Source organism: Pseudomonas sp. SCB32, assembly GCF_009189165.1.
Lineage (GTDB): Bacteria > Pseudomonadota > Gammaproteobacteria > Pseudomonadales > Pseudomonadaceae > Pseudomonas.
In genome coordinates, this window is sequence record NZ_CP045118.1 from 2,844,463 (window position 1) to 2,858,836 (window position 14,374).

General features: G+C 60.4%; 6 protein-coding genes, 2 tRNA genes and 2 rRNA genes. 6 read left to right on the top strand and 4 right to left on the bottom strand.

Features of this window, described 5'->3' with window-relative positions:
* Positions 1 to 155: 155 nt before the first annotated feature.
* The 4 genes from GA645_RS13335 to GA645_RS13350 form a co-directional block, all read right to left on the bottom strand.
* Entirely contained in the window at positions 156 to 821 is a 666-nt protein-coding gene (locus GA645_RS13335) for a M24 family metallopeptidase (protein WP_152223485.1), read from the bottom strand.
* 116 nt (positions 822 to 937) lie between these two features.
* Complete coding sequence (locus GA645_RS13340) at positions 938 to 4,075, bottom strand: efflux RND transporter permease subunit (protein ID WP_152223487.1); 3,138 nt, start codon at positions 4,073 to 4,075, stop codon at positions 938 to 940.
* 19 nt (positions 4,076 to 4,094) lie between these two features.
* A complete protein-coding gene (locus tag GA645_RS13345; protein WP_152223489.1) occupies positions 4,095 to 5,150 on the bottom strand; it encodes a metal transporter in 1,056 nt (351 codons plus the stop codon).
* Positions 5,147 to 6,514 carry a TolC family protein gene (locus tag GA645_RS13350; protein ID WP_178119538.1) on the bottom strand — a complete coding sequence of 456 codons (1,368 nt, stop codon included), beginning with the start codon at positions 6,512 to 6,514 and terminating at the stop codon, positions 5,147 to 5,149. Before GA645_RS13350 ends, GA645_RS13345 begins: the two co-directional genes overlap by 4 nt.
* Before the next feature lie 181 nt (positions 6,515 to 6,695).
* Here GA645_RS13350 and GA645_RS13355 point away from each other — a divergent pair, with 181 nt between their 5' ends.
* The 6 genes from GA645_RS13355 to GA645_RS13380 all read left to right on the top strand — a co-directional run bounded on the left by GA645_RS13355 (position 6,696) and on the right by GA645_RS13380 (position 14,310).
* The gene (locus GA645_RS13355; RefSeq protein ID WP_152223493.1) at positions 6,696 to 7,358 is read left to right on the top strand and encodes a response regulator; all 663 of its coding nucleotides are present in this window, start codon (positions 6,696 to 6,698) and stop codon (positions 7,356 to 7,358) included.
* Entirely contained in the window at positions 7,355 to 8,722 is a 1,368-nt protein-coding gene (locus GA645_RS13360) for an ATP-binding protein (protein ID WP_152223495.1), read from the top strand. Before GA645_RS13355 ends, GA645_RS13360 begins: the two co-directional genes overlap by 4 nt.
* Positions 8,723 to 9,317: 595 nt before the next feature.
* A 16S ribosomal RNA gene (locus GA645_RS13365) occupies positions 9,318 to 10,854 on the top strand.
* Positions 10,855 to 11,004: 150 nt separating this feature from the next.
* Positions 11,005 to 11,081 (top strand) — tRNA-Ile (locus tag GA645_RS13370).
* Positions 11,082 to 11,110: 29 nt separating this feature from the next.
* Positions 11,111 to 11,186 (top strand) — tRNA-Ala (locus GA645_RS13375).
* 232 nt (positions 11,187 to 11,418) lie between these two features.
* Positions 11,419 to 14,310 (top strand): 23S ribosomal RNA (locus GA645_RS13380).
* The 16S and 23S rRNA genes sit together here with 2 tRNA genes alongside, the layout of an rRNA operon.
* Positions 14,311 to 14,374: the final 64 nt, after the last annotated feature.

Sequence of the window (14,374 nt, forward strand, 5' to 3'; positions counted from 1 at the left end):
AGCGAGAAAGTCAGCCCGTACATAGACCCAGGCGTGCAGGCCGGACTGCAGTTGCACGCTGACGCGAGTGTAGTCGGAGACCTCACAGGCATCCGCCTGCTTGCAAGGTGCCGTAGGAGAACAGCAATACGCTATCGCTCATCGGGGGCTCCGGATCAGGCGAGCAGGTCTTCGTAGAAAGCGCCATAGGGTTTGTGCGGATGGGCGATCTGGATCTCCAGGATCCTCAGGCCGCGCCCGGGGTGATCGGTGAAATCGCCCAGGTCGCCTGCGCGGTAGATGGCACGGGGAAAATCGCTGACGCGGTTGCCCTTGATGTCCAGGTTTAGCAGCCAGCCCATGGCGTGGGCCTGATCGCGCGCGTAGTCGTACAGTTCGACGCCGTTGCGGCGGGTCGCTCGCCAGCGTGCCTCGACGCGCTGGAACAGGGTTTTCGTCGCCGCTGCGCAGGCGGCCATTTCGGCATCGTCACCGACCACATAGTTGGCGCCGGCGTCGCCCTCATGGCCATGCCAGACCACACCCATGTCGACGAAGAAAATATCGTTCTCGGCTAGCACCGGGTCGCCGTCGGAGCGCTGCTTGAAGGTCTTCAGGGTGTTGGCCCCGAAGCGGATCAGCAGGGGATGCCAGATGCGCTCCATGCCAAGCTCGGCCAGCACCTGCTTGCCGATGGCTGTGGCCTCGGACTCGCGCATGCCCGGCTGGATCACAGCGGCGATCGCGTCCACGGCTTCCCAGGTGCGAACCTGGGCATACCTCATCGATTCCAGCGCGTAATTCGCGCCGACGGCTTCCTTGGCGTACACGGCGGTGTTCATTCGAGCCCTCCGTGCAAAGTCCTTGCGGGATGTCGACGTATAGAGGTCTACATAACGTCTTGCAAGCGCAATCTGTGGCGCTTGGTAATGTCTTCCGCCGGTGTTCGCCCGCTGGGTCAAGTCGACGGCCATCCATTGGCTGTATCGCTGCCTGGCTCCGGGAGCAGTTCTGTCTGCCTGACGAACTGGCCGAAGTGCAGCGCCAGCGTCGGCAGTACCAGCAGATTGAGCAGCGTCGAGGTGACCAGTCCACCGAGGATCACCAGCGCCATCGGGCCTTCGATCTCATTGCCGGCGGCCCCGCTGCTCAGTGCCAGGGGCAACAAGCCCAGTGCGGTGACCACTGCGGTCATGAGGATCGGCACCAGCCGCTCGGCGGCGCCTCGGCGCGCGGCGTCCGGCCCCCAGGTCATATCTTCCTCGTCGACCAGATGCTGGTAGTGCGAGACCAGCATGATGGAGTTGCGCAGGGTGATGCCGAACAGGGTGACGAAGCCGACCAGCGAGCCCAGCGAAAGATCGCCACCGCTGACCAGTACGGTGAGTACACCGCCGACCAGGGCGAAGGGCAGATTGACCAGCACCAGCAGGAGTGCCCGGCTGTTCTTCAAGGCCATGTACAGCAGGAGCACGACGCCCAGCGTGGCGAGCAGGCTGTATACCAGCAGGTCGTTCTCCGACTGGCTGCGGGCCTGGTCTTCGCCGGCGAACAGCACGTAGACCCCATCGGGCAGCCTGACCTGGCTTGCGATGCGTTGGCGCGCTTCGGCGACGAAGTCGCTGACCGCGCGTCCGCGCACGGCGGAGGACACGGTCTGCACCCGCTGGCCGTCGCTGTGCTGGATCTGGTAACGGCTGCTGCTCTGGCTGATCTGCGCCAGTTGCCCGAGCGGCACCGTGATGCCCGCCGGACTGCGCAGCGGCAGGTCGGCGATACGGGTCAGGTCCTGGCGCGCCGAGGGGGCCAGGGACACATTGACCTTGTAGGCCTGGGCGCCTTCGTAGACCTGGGCGACATCGATGCCCTCATAGGCCGCCTGGATGGCGTCCAGCACATCCAGCGGGGCGAAACCGTAGCGGGTCAATTGCTCCGGGATCAGGCGCAGGGTCAGCTGCGGAGCGTACTGCGCGGCTTCCACACGGACGCCAATGGCACCGGGGATGGAGCCGACCAGCATGGCGATTTCATTGGCCTTGTGCTCGATCAGGTCGAGATCGGGTCCGAAGACGTTGATGACCACCGGCGCGGTGACCCCGGAGATGCTCTCGTCGATGCGTTCGGCGAGAAAGGTGTTCACCGACGTGATCAGGCCGGGGAAGCCCGCCAGCGCCTGCTGGATGCCGAGGAGAGCCTGGCGCTGCTCCTCGGGGGAGGTGCGCTTGAGGTCTACCTCGAATTCACTGATGTTCACACCGGTAGGGTCGACCACCTCGGTGGCCCGGCCGGCCCGTTGCGACACCAGGCGTACCCCGGGCACCGCGGCGAGTGCCTTGCTTACCTGACCTCCCACACGCATCGATTCCTGAAGGGACGAGCCCGGCGCCAGGGCCATGTGCACCAGGTAATGGCCCTCGTTGAGCTGCGGGATGAAGTCGCCGTTCATGAACGGCAGGCAGGCGATGGCGCCGCCGCAGAGCAGGAAGACGCCGCAAAGAATTCCGCGCTGATGGGGCTCGACCTTGGCCAGCACTGTCAGGTAGCGGGTTTTCAGGCGTAGCAGCAGCGCGGGCTCGTCGCTGCGCAGCGGACGTCGGGTCAGCAACAGGAAGGCCAGTGCCGGCGTGACTGTCAGGGCCACCAGCAGGGAGGCGAGGATGGCCAGGATGTAGGCGATGCCGAGTGGCGCGAAGAGCTTGCCGGCGATGCCGCTCAGGCTCAGGACCGGAAGGAAGGCCACGGCCACGATCAGGGTGGCGTAGACCACCGCACCGCGCACTTCCAGCGAGGCGGTTAGCACAACGCTGGCCGCTGATCGCGGGAAGCCCAGGGCCTGGTTCTCGCGCAGGCGGCGGAAGATGTTCTCGACGTCCACCACGGCGTCGTCCACGACCTCGCCCAGGGCGATCGCCAGGCCGCCGAGGGTCATGGTGTTCAGGCTCACCCCGAAGTGCTGCAGGAGGAGGGTGGCGGTGAGCATCGACAGCGGAATGGCCGTGGCGGAAATGATCGCCGTGCGCGCATCGAGCAGGAACAGGAAGAGCACCGCGATTACCAGCACGCCACCCAGCAGCAGGGCGTTGCGCAGATGCCCCATGGCGCTTTCGATGAAGCTGGCCGGGCGGAACACGTCGGCGTGCAGCTCGACCTTTTCGCGCTCCAGCTGCGGTTTCAGTGCCGCCAGGGCCTGCTCGACACCCGTCGAGACGCTCTTCATGTCGATACCGTACTGGCTCTCGACCATCAGCGAGACGCCGGGCTCGCCATCCACCGCCGCGGCGCCCACCGCCGGCTCCGCACCGATCTCGACAGTGGCGACGTCGCCCAGGCGCAACGGCTGGCCGTTCTGGTAGCGCAGCACCACCTGAGCCAGTTGCTCGGGGCGCAGTGTCTGCCCTTCGGTGCTCAGCACGATCCGCTGGTTGGCGCTTTCGATGTAGCCGCCGCCGCGCACGCCGGTTGCTCGCTGGGCCGCGCCGAGCACGTCCTGCAGCGACAGGCCGTAGCGCACCAGGCGTTCGGGTTGCACGTGAATCTGCAGTTGCCGCGCATCGCCACCGAACACGATCACATCGGCCACGCCCGGCACGCGCAGCAGCTGAGGCCGTACGGTCCATTCGGCCAGCGTGTGCAGGTCCATCAGCGAGCGCTGCTTCGAGGTGAGGGCTGCAACCAGGGTGACGCTGGTGGAGGAGGTCAGCGGCAGTAGCGTCGGTGCCCTGGCTTCGCGGGGCAGGCTGCTGGTCAGTGCGGCGAGTCGCTCGGCGGTGAGTTGCCGTGCCTGGTAGATATCGGTGCCGTCCTTGAAGGTGAGGGTCACCATGGAGAGGCCCTGCAGTGACTTCGAGCGCAGGGTCGCCACGCCCAGGGTGCCGGCCATGGCATTTTCGATGGGCTGGCTGACCAGTACTTCGACCTGCTCCGAGGTCAGGCCGGGCGCTTCCGTCTGGATCACTGTCTGCGGCGGAGCGAACTCGGGGAACACGTCCTGGCGCGCCTGGGTCAGGCTGTACAGGCCATAACCCACCAGCAGGCAGGCGAGGGCGATCACCACGCCGCGCAGGTGGATGGCGAAACGGATCACGGAATTCAGCATGGTTGGGTGGCTACCGGGGTCAGTCGTCGCATTCGGGGTCTTTGCAGGCGGATGCGGCGATCTGCGGGCGCTGCTCCTCCGAGAGCAGCATCTGCGCGCCGCGCACCACGACCTGTTCGCCAGCCTTGAAGCCGCTGCCGACGAAGTAGCCGCCCGACACCGGGCGCGGGTCGCTCAGCGGCCGCCGGAGGAAATGACCAGCCTCGGTCTGCACATAGGCCCAGGGAATGGCGCCGAACCAGACCACCGCATCCTGCGGAATCAGCACGCCACTGGCCGCGCGCTGTGCCACGGGCAGATGGGCCAGCAAGCGGGAGCCGAATGGCAGGGGGGTGGTGCTGCGGTAGAGGTAGACCTGTCCGGCCAGGTTCGGGTCGCTCTGCGGGGCGGCCGAAAGGAGATCAGCCTGCACCCGTTGCCCGGAATCGTCCTCGACGCTGATGCGCCGTGGCGGCGTACCCTTGCCTTGTGCCGGAAGGGCGATACGCAGCAAGGTGTCCTGGTGGTTCAGCAAACGATTCAGTTCGGCCGAGGGCTGCATCGCGAGCAATTGCGCCACGGGTTCCCCGAACTGCTGGACGGCGTTGGCCCGTAATGCCTGCACCGTACTCCGCGCGGTTTCCAGTTTGGCCTGGTCGGCGCTGGCGGTGGCCGCAGCCGCCTGCAGGCCCTTCTCCGATACGTTCCCGGCGTCCCGCGCCAGCGCCCGGCTGCGTTTCAGTTCCTGGTTCGATGCGGTGGCGGCGGCCTGGGCCGCCCCGAAATCACCCTGGGCGGTGCGGTACCGGCTGTGCAGGTCGGTGAGCGGCTGGATGTCTGGAACGCTGCCATAGGCGAGCTGCTCGGCCTGGTGTTCGATTGAGGCGAGCATGGCGGTCTGGATACCGCTTCGGGCAAGGGTGGCCGGGTCCAGCGTGACCAGCGTGAGGCCCGCCTCGTTGGTCAGCCAGGTGGGCGCCGCCGGCAACTGAGCGGGCGGCGGCACGGGTTGCAGGTAGAGCCAGGCCGCCAGCGCGGCGGAGGTGGCAGCGGAGGCGGTAACCAGCCATGGCAGCAGGCCGGGACGTCTTTTCATGGCCGGCGATCTCCAGAATCGGTGAATGAAAGGCGGTGGCCGTCCTGCAGGGGGCGTTGCAGGGCGTTTTCAAGTTGCAGAAGGGCTTGTTGCAGTTGCACCTGGGCGTCCAGGTGCGAGAGGGTGTCAAGACTGGCGGCCAGGTCGGCCTGACGCACCGCCAGGCGGTCCGTCTCGCCGCTGGCGAACGCGCGCTGATCGGCTTCACGGGCGGCAGACTGGTTAGCCGCGAGGCGGTCGAGAAGGTTCAGTCTTTGCCGGGCGGCGTCGTAGTTGCGCAGCGCGGAGGCGGTCGCGTTGATAGCCTGCTCCTGCAGCGCTTCGACTTTGACGGCGGCCTCCTTGCGCTGCGCCTGGGCCTGGGCGATGGCGCCCTGGTTGTGGTTGAACAGAGGCAGATTGACCACGCCAGGAGTGAGGCTGTACTTGTCCTGTCCCTGGTCGAACGAATAACCCATGCCGAGCGAGAGATTCGGGTACTGCCGGGCGATCTCCAGTTGCAGGGCGGCCTGGCTTGCTTCGTAGTCGTCCAGCGCGGCGCGCAGGTCGGCGCGATTGAGAATGGCCTCGCGCCGTGCACTGCCGGCCGGGATCGCAGGAGGAGTGCGTTCGAACTGGCTCAGGTCGGGGTTGATGGCTTCGAAGGCCGCAAGCGGGATGCCGATGGCGTTGGCAACCCGGCTGCGTGCGTCGAGTCCGGACTGATGGGCTGTGGCAAGATCGCTCTCGGCGCGCATCAGCGCCATGCGCTGCTGATTCGCCTCGGCGGGCGACACTTCGCCCTGCCGGGCGCGTTGCCCGGTCATCGCTTCCAGTTCCTGCTGCAATCCCACCTGCTGTTGCAGCAGGTTTTCGCGCTGCTGGCTGGCGTACAGATCGAGCAGAGCTGCGTGCAACTGACTGCGAACCTTCCAGGCGGTCTGGCCGATTGCCCGCTGTGCGGCGTTGGAAAGCTGCTGCGCCTGGGCGATCCGGTAACCGCGCTTGCCCGCGGTTTCGATGGGGATGTCCAGGGCCAGGCCGTAGGTCCAGGGCTTGGGTGTCGCAGCGGTATACTGCGTCGGTAACGAGAGTGTCGGATTGGGCCGCTCGCCGGCGCTCTCCACCGCCGCCAGGCTGGCCGAATAGTGGGCGCGGGTCGCGTCCAGCTCGGTGCTGTAATAGAAGGCAGCGAGGGTCAGGGTGTCTGGCGTCCAACCGGGATACGAGTTGTTCGAGTGGGCGCAGATGTATTGGCGCAGGTGCGGGTCGTTCAGGTCGCGCGCCTCGAAAGCCGCGAGCATCTGTGCCGGAGCCAGGGGCTCCGGGTGGTAGGTCGTGCAACTGGCGAGCAGGGCCAGGGCTGGGAACAGGATCTTCTGCATGCGCGTGACAGGTTGAGGGGAAGCCATTCGGCGGGCAGGCAGACATTAGAAAATGCTGGCTTAAAACCATCTTAAAAATCGCCGTGCGAGCATGCAGGTATTGGATGTCGGCATACGCGCCCGCAAACTCAGCGCGGCGGGGCAGGTGCCCGTCCTGATGCGGTGAACTTCGGAGAACGCTATGCGCCTGCTACTGGCGGAAGACGACACAATGATCGGCGCGGGCCTGCAGCAGGGCCTGCGCAAGGAAGGCTACAGCGCGGATTGGGTTCAGGATGGCAAGTCGGCGCTGCTGGCCCTGGAGACTACCGACTATGCCGTGCTGCTGCTCGACCTCGGTTTGCCCCGCGAAGACGGTATGCACGTCCTGCGGCGTTTGCGTCAGCGCGGCGACGAGATCCCGGTGATCATCATCACGGCCCGCGATCAACTGGTGGACCGTGTGGCCGGACTGGATTGCGGTGCCGACGACTACCTGGTGAAACCCTTCGCCATCGAGGAGCTGCTCGCGCGCATACGGGCCATCAGCCGTCGCCAGGCGGGGCAGGTGCAAAGTGAGCTGCGCGCCGGTCCGCTGCGCCTGGACCCGGTCAGCCACCAGCTGTGGCTGCGTGACGAGCCGGTCAGTGTCTCGGCCAAGGAGTTTTCGGTGTTGCACGAACTCATGCGCGGACCGGAGCGCATCCTGTCGCGCGAGCAACTGGAGGATCGTCTCTACGGCTGGGGAGAGGAGATAGGCAGCAACGCGGTGCAGGTGCACATCTTCAACCTGCGCAAGAAGCTCGGTGCGGAGGTCATCCGCTCGGTACGTGGGGTCGGCTACCACATCGGGGAGGATCAATGAATTCCCTGCGCCGCCGGCTGCTGTTGTGGTTGTTGCCCGCCACCTTCGCGGCCGGTGCCCTGGCCAGCGTCGGCACCTACTGGGGAGCCTTGTTGGAGCTGGGCGACCTGCTCAACGACCAAATGCGCTACATCGCCCGGCATGTGAGTCTCTCCGGCGAACAGGTGTCCCTCGACAGGCACCGCCATCGTCTCAGTGATGCCGAGGAAGAGAAGCAGGACGAGGTGTTATTGCAGGTCTGGGACAGCCAGGGACAACTGCACTACAGCTCCGACCCGGCGTTGCAATTGCCGGCCGCCACGGTGGTGGGGGTCAGCGACCTGTCCTACCAGGGGCAGACCTGGCACACCATCGTCACCCAGCGAGGCGATCGCCTGATCCGCGTAGCCCAGGCCCAGGACGCACGCTGGGAGGCCCTGGCCGGTCTGGCGGTGCACCTGCTCTGGCCGGTGCTGTCGTTGCTGCCGCTACTGGCGCTGTTCCTCTGGTTTGGGATCGGCTATGGCCTCAAGCCGCTGCATCGCATCGTTGCCGAGCTGGCGCAGCGCAACGCCAATAGCATGGTGCCAATCAAGGACACTGACCTGCCCAGCGAGATCAGCCCGTTGGTGACCGAACTGAACTCCCTGCTCCAGCGGCTGGACCAGTCATTCACCCTGCAGCGGCACTTCATCGCCGACGCGGCTCATGAACTGCGTACCCCGATCATGGCGTTGAGTATCCAGGCCGATCTGGCCCAGCGGGCCGAGGATGAGGCGGAGCGGAAGGCGGCGCTGCAGCAGTTGCAGCGAGGGGTATCGCGCCTGGCCCATCTTGCGCAGCAGTTGCTGACCCTTGCGCGGCTGGAGCCGGAAGCCCAGTGTGCGCCCCTGCAGCCGGTGCCGCTGCTTCCCTTGTGCAAGCAGGTGATCAGCGATCGCATTCGCCAATCCGATCTGAGCGGCAACGATCTTGGCCTGGTGCATGCCGAGGACCTGTCGGTGCCGGGCGACGCCAACGGCCTGAGCATCCTGCTCAATAACCTGGTCGACAACGCCATACGGCATGCGCCGGGCAGCACGATCAATTTGTCCGTTGTGCGTGATGGGCAGAACGTCGTCCTAGAAGTCAGCGACGACGGCCCAGGTATCCCTGAGGGTGAGCGTGGGCGAGTACTGGAGCGCTTTTATCGAGGCCAGGGAGAGAAGCTGCCCCAAGGTAGCGGGCTTGGCCTGTCCATCGTCGCCAAGATTGCCGAACAGCATCGGGCCGAATTGACCCTGGATGCCGGTGCCGGAGGGCGGGGATTGAATGTGCGTGTACGTTTCCGTGCTTCTGGAGCTGATGGGCAAGAAAGCAGTCAGCAGGAACGGGAGCCGAGCTGATCGATATTGATGTCATACCTATATAAGAGAAGGGGGAGAGTCCCTTTGTCATCTTTCTGCAAAAAGTCGTTGACGGGCTCTTTTCAGTCCCTATAATGCGCACCACTCCCAGCGACGAAGCGCTGAAAGAACTTGAAAATCAAGTACTTACAGAGATTCGGAGTTGAGGGTGGTGATCAGGCAGGTGATTCACTTGCCGCTTTCCATTGGCTGCTCCGGCAGCGAGCTGAAAGGAAGATCGCCGAGGTGCTTGACAGTGAGCTTGATCGCTGTAGAATGCGCCTCCCGCTGATGAGAGGTTTGACTTCTCGGAAGCCCAAGCGATTGAGTAGAAAAGAAATTTTCGAAAAATAAAGCTTGACGGAAGATGAGGTTAGCGTAGAATGCGCGCCTCGGTTGAGACGAAAGCCTTGACCAACTGCTCTTTAACAAGTCGAATCAAGCAATTCGTGTGGGTGCTTGTGATGTAAGACTGATGATCGACTGATTATCAGCAACGCAAGTAACACTCGTGAATTCGAGAGTTTTAGCTCTTTAAATAGAGCATGCGATTGCTGAGCCAAGTTTAGGGTTTTCTCAAAACCCAAGCAGTATTGAACTGAAGAGTTTGATCATGGCTCAGATTGAACGCTGGCGGCAGGCCTAACACATGCAAGTCGAGCGGATGATGGGAGCTTGCTCCCGGATTCAGCGGCGGACGGGTGAGTAATGCCTAGGAATCTGCCTGGTAGTGGGGGACAACGTTTCGAAAGGAACGCTAATACCGCATACGTCCTACGGGAGAAAGCAGGGGACCTTCGGGCCTTGCGCTATCAGATGAGCCTAGGTCGGATTAGCTAGTTGGTGGGGTAAAGGCCTACCAAGGCGACGATCCGTAACTGGTCTGAGAGGATGATCAGTCACACTGGAACTGAGACACGGTCCAGACTCCTACGGGAGGCAGCAGTGGGGAATATTGGACAATGGGCGAAAGCCTGATCCAGCCATGCCGCGTGTGTGAAGAAGGTCTTCGGATTGTAAAGCACTTTAAGTTGGGAGGAAGGGCAGTAAGTTAATACCTTGCTGTTTTGACGTTACCAACAGAATAAGCACCGGCTAACTTCGTGCCAGCAGCCGCGGTAATACGAAGGGTGCAAGCGTTAATCGGAATTACTGGGCGTAAAGCGCGCGTAGGTGGTTTGGTAAGATGGATGTGAAATCCCCGGGCTCAACCTGGGAACTGCATCCATAACTGCCTGACTAGAGTACGGTAGAGGGTGGTGGAATTTCCTGTGTAGCGGTGAAATGCGTAGATATAGGAAGGAACACCAGTGGCGAAGGCGACCACCTGGACTGATACTGACACTGAGGTGCGAAAGCGTGGGGAGCAAACAGGATTAGATACCCTGGTAGTCCACGCCGTAAACGATGTCGACTAGCCGTTGGGATCCTTGAGATCTTAGTGGCGCAGCTAACGCGATAAGTCGACCGCCTGGGGAGTACGGCCGCAAGGTTAAAACTCAAATGAATTGACGGGGGCCCGCACAAGCGGTGGAGCATGTGGTTTAATTCGAAGCAACGCGAAGAACCTTACCTGGCCTTGACATGTCCGGAATCTTGCAGAGATGCGAGAGTGCCTTCGGGAATCGGAACACAGGTGCTGCATGGCTGTCGTCAGCTCGTGTCGTGAGATGTTGGGTTAAGTCCCGTAACGAGCGCAACCCTTGTCCTTAGTTACCAGCACGTCATGGTGGGCACTCTAAGGAGACTGCCGGTGACAAACCGGAGGAAGGTGGGGATGACGTCAAGTCATCATGGCCCTTACGGCCAGGGCTACACACGTGCTACAATGGTCGGTACAGAGGGTTGCCAAGCCGCGAGGTGGAGCTAATCCCATAAAACCGATCGTAGTCCGGATCGCAGTCTGCAACTCGACTGCGTGAAGTCGGAATCGCTAGTAATCGTGAATCAGAATGTCACGGTGAATACGTTCCCGGGCCTTGTACACACCGCCCGTCACACCATGGGAGTGGGTTGCTCCAGAAGTAGCTAGTCTAACCGCAAGGGGGACGGTTACCACGGAGTGATTCATGACTGGGGTGAAGTCGTAACAAGGTAGCCGTAGGGGAACCTGCGGCTGGATCACCTCCTTAATCGAAGATCGCAGCTTCTTCATAAGCTCCCACACGAATTGCTTGATTCACTGGTTAGACGATAGGTTTGCTGCTCGGTTGGTTTGAGCGCGCCCCCGGCTCTGAGGTAGAGAGCGGGTGAGGTCGACGGCCTGCTAAGCCCGAACGATTGGGTCTGTAGCTCAGTTGGTTAGAGCGCACCCCTGATAAGGGTGAGGTCGGCAGTTCGAATCTGCCCAGACCCACCAATTGTTGTGGTGTGCTGCTGATCCGATACGGGGCCATAGCTCAGCTGGGAGAGCGCCTGCTTTGCACGCAGGAGGTCAGGAGTTCGATCCTCCTTGGCTCCACCATTAAAAATCGTCGAAAGCTCAGACATGAATGTTCAGGATGAACGAACATTGATGTCTGGTCTTTGTGCCAGAACTGTTCTTTAAAAATTTGGGTATGTGATAGAAGTAGACTGAATAATCTCTTTCACTGGTGATTATTCAAGTCAAGGTAAAATTTGCGAGTTCAAGCGCGAATTTTCGGCGAATGTCGTCTTCACGTTCGAGACAATAACCAGATTGCTTGGGGTTATATGGTCAAGTGAAGAAGCGCATACGGTGGATGCCTTGGCAGTCAGAGGCGATGAAAGACGTGGTAGCCTGCGATAAGCTTCGGGGAGTCGGCAAACAGACTTTGATCCGGAGATCTCTGAATGGGGAAACCCACCCGAGATAACTCGGGTATCTTGTACTGAATACATAGGTGCAAGAGGCGAACCAGGGGAACTGAAACATCTAAGTACCCTGAGGAAAAGAAATCAACCGAGATTCCCTTAGTAGTGGCGAGCGAACGGGGACTAGCCCTTAAGCTTCTTTGAATCTAACAGAACGCTCTGGAAAGTGCGGCCATAGTGGGTGATAGCCCCGTATGTGAAAGGTTCTTTGAAGTGAAATCGAGTAGGACGGAGCACGAGAAACTTTGTCTGAATATGGGGGGACCATCCTCCAAGGCTAAATACTACTGACTGACCGATAGTGAACCAGTACCGTGAGGGAAAGGCGAAAAGAACCCCGGAGAGGGGAGTGAAATAGAACCTGAAACCGTATGCGTACAAGCAGTGGGAGCCTACTTTGTTAGGTGACTGCGTACCTTTTGTATAATGGGTCAGCGACTTATATTCAGTGGCGAGCTTAACCGTATAGGGAAGGCGTAGCGAAAGCGAGTCTTAATAGGGCGTTTTAGTCGCTGGGTATAGACCCGAAACCGGGCGATCTATCCATGAGCAGGTTGAAGGTTAGGTAACACTGACTGGAGGACCGAACCCACTCCCGTTGAAAAGGTAGGGGATGACTTGTGGATCGGAGTGAAAGGCTAATCAAGCTCGGAGATAGCTGGTTCTCCTCGAAAGCTATTTAGGTAGCGCCTCACGTATCACTCCAGGGGGTAGAGCACTGTTTCGGCTAGGGGGTCATCCCGACTTACCAAACCGATGCAAACTCCGAATACCTGGAAGTGTCAGCGTGGGAGACACACGGCGGGTGCTAACGTCCGTCGTGAAAAGGGAAACAACCCAGACCGTCAGCTAAGGTCCCAAAGTTATGGTTAAGTGGTAAACGATGTGGGAAGGCTTAGACAGCTAGGAGGTTGGCTTAGAAGCAGCCACCCTTTAAAGAAAGCGTAATAGCTCACTAGTCGAGTCGGCCTGCGCGGAAGATGTAACGGGGCTCAAACCATACACCGAAGCTACGGGTGCATCGCAAGATGCGCGGTAGAGGAGCGTTCTGTAAGCCTGTGAAGGTGAGTTGAGAAGCTTGCTGGAGGTATCAGAAGTGCGAATGCTGACATGAGTAACGACAATGGGAGTGAAAAACTCCCACGCCGAAAGACCAAGGGTTCCTGCGCAACGTTAATCGACGCAGGGTTAGTCGGTCCCTAAGGCGAGGCTGAAGAGCGTAGTCGATGGGAAACAGGTTAATATTCCTGTACTTCTAGTTACTGCGATGGAGGGACGGAGAAGGCTAGGCCAGCTTGGCGTTGGTTGTCCAAGTTTAAGGTGGTAGGCCGAACACTTAGGCAAATCCGGGTGTTCAAGGCCGAGAGCTGATGACGAGTCGTCTTTTAGACGATGAAGTGGTTGATGCCATGCTTCCAGGAAAAGCTTCTAAGCTTCAGGTAACTAGGAACCGTACCCCAAACCGACACAGGTGGTTGGGTAGAGAATACCAAGGCGCTTGAGAGAACTCGGGTGAAGGAACTAGGCAAAATGGCACCGTAACTTCGGGAGAAGGTGCGCCGATGAGGGTGAAGCATTTACTGCGTAAGCCCATGTCGGTCGAAGATACCAGGCCGCTGCGACTGTTTATTAAAAACACAGCACTCTGCAAACACGAAAGTGGACGTATAGGGTGTGACGCCTGCCCGGTGCCGGAAGGTTAATTGATGGGGTTAGCGAAAGCGAAGCTCTTGATCGAAGCCCCGGTAAACGGCGGCCGTAACTATAACGGTCCTAAGGTAGCGAAATTCCTTGTCGGGTAAGTTCCGACCTGCACGAATGGCGTAACGATGGCGGCGCTGTCTCCACCCGAGACTCAGTGAAATTGAAATCGCTGTGAAGATGCAGTGTATCCGCGGCTAGACGGAAAGACCCCGTGAACCTTTACTGTAGCTTTGCACTGGACTTTGAGCCTGCTTGTGTAGGATAGGTGGGAGGCTTTGAAGCGTGGACGCCAGTCTGCGTGGAGCCAACCTTGAAATACCACCCTGGCATGCTTGAGGTTCTAACTCTGGTCCGTTATCCGGATCGAGGACAGTGTATGGTGGGCAGTTTGACTGGGGCGGTCTCCTCCTAAAGAGTAACGGAGGAGTACGAAGGTGCGCTCAGACCGGTCGGAAATCGGTCGTAGAGTATAAAGGCAAAAGCGCGCTTGACTGCGAGACAGACACGTCGAGCAGGTACGAAAGTAGGTCTTAGTGATCCGGTGGTTCTGTATGGAAGGGCCATCGCTCAACGGATAAAAGGTACTCCGGGGATAACAGGCTGATACCGCCCAAGAGTTCATATCGACGGCGGTGTTTGGCACCTCGATGTCGGCTCATCACATCCTGGGGCTGAAGCCGGTCCCAAGGGTATGGCTGTTCGCCATTTAAAGTGGTACGCGAGCTGGGTTTAGAACGTCGTGAGACAGTTCGGTCCCTATCTGCCGTGGACGTTTGAGATTTGAGAGGGGCTGCTCCTAGTACGAGAGGACCGGAGTGGACGAACCTCTGGTGTTCCGGTTGTCACGCCAGTGGCATTGCCGGGTAGCTATGTTCGGAATAGATAACCGCTGAAAGCATCTAAGCGGGAAACTAGCCTCAAGATGAGATCTCACTGGGAACTTGATTCCCCTGAAGGGCCGTCGAAGACTACGACGTTGATAGGTCGGGTGTGTAAGCGCTGTGAGGCGTTGAGCTAACCGATACTAATTGCCCGTGAGGCTTGACCATATAACACCCAAACAATTTGCGTGTTGTACGGTGAAGACGTAACGAACCGAAAGTTCGTGTGAAC

Bases quoted from the DNA above. Each gene is read 5' to 3' on its own strand.
- GA645_RS13335 (WP_152223485.1), bottom strand. From the start codon at position 821: ATGAACACCGCCGTGTACGCCAAGGAAGCCGTCGGCGCGAATTACGCG.
- GA645_RS13360 (WP_152223495.1), top strand. From the start codon at position 7,355: ATGAATTCCCTGCGCCGCCGGCTGCTGTTGTGGTTGTTGCCCGCCACC.
- GA645_RS13350 (WP_178119538.1), bottom strand. From the start codon at position 6,514: ATGCAGAAGATCCTGTTCCCAGCCCTGGCCCTGCTCGCCAGTTGCACG.
- GA645_RS13355 (WP_152223493.1), top strand. From the start codon at position 6,696: ATGCGCCTGCTACTGGCGGAAGACGACACAATGATCGGCGCGGGCCTG.
- GA645_RS13340 (WP_152223487.1), bottom strand. From the start codon at position 4,075: ATGCTGAATTCCGTGATCCGTTTCGCCATCCACCTGCGCGGCGTGGTG.
- GA645_RS13345 (WP_152223489.1), bottom strand. From the start codon at position 5,150: ATGAAAAGACGTCCCGGCCTGCTGCCATGGCTGGTTACCGCCTCCGCT.